We start from the raw sequence: 591 nt of genomic DNA, 5'->3' as shown, positions 1-591 counted from the left end.
CTTCATTCAGTGACCCGCCATGCTTTTCGCGCACCGGCAACAACCAATAGAAAAACAGCAGGAAGATCGTTCCGGCAGCGGCTATGGCAGCTCCAACAGGTGTGAAGTCGAACATTGTGAAGGCGGTTCCGATCAGCTCCTCTCGCACTCGGGACACTACGATGTTGGGTGATGTTCCCACCTGCGTCATTAGTCCGCCGAGCAGTGACCCGAATGCCATGGGCATCAGGAATATCGAGGGTGAAATGTTAGACCGGCGCGCGAACTGGAAGGCGATCGGAATCATGATAGCGAGCGCCCCGATATTCTTTACAAAGGCAGAGAGGATCGTGACCACGATCACCAGCAGCGCCAGTTGCGACCGAACTCCCGATAATTTCGGAGCAAAGCGCTTGATCGCTGCCTCCATGATACCCGAGCGTGCTATCCCTGCGCTCACCAGCAGAGCACTGCCGACAATAATCACGATATCGTCGCTGAACCCGCTGAAGGCTTCGTCAAAAGGCACAATGCCAACCGCGACAGCAAGCAACAGTGCCACAGCCGCGACCAGATCATATCGATAGCGACCCCACACGAACGCTGCCATCA

General features: G+C 55.8%; 1 protein-coding gene. It reads right to left on the bottom strand.

The features are described 5' to 3' along the window. Positions 1-589 (bottom strand): SLC13 family permease (locus tag EN914_RS37665; RefSeq protein WP_206527356.1); only part of this gene is annotated, 589 nt, incomplete at its 3' end. Positions 590-591 lie beyond the last annotated feature (2 nt).

Origin of the sequence: Mesorhizobium sp. M7A.F.Ca.CA.001.08.2.1 (genome assembly GCF_003998455.1) — a bacterium.
Lineage (GTDB): Bacteria > Pseudomonadota > Alphaproteobacteria > Rhizobiales > Rhizobiaceae > Mesorhizobium > Mesorhizobium ciceri.
The sequence above is the reverse complement of the archived record's forward strand: the minus strand, read 5'-3'. Positions and strand labels throughout refer to the sequence as shown.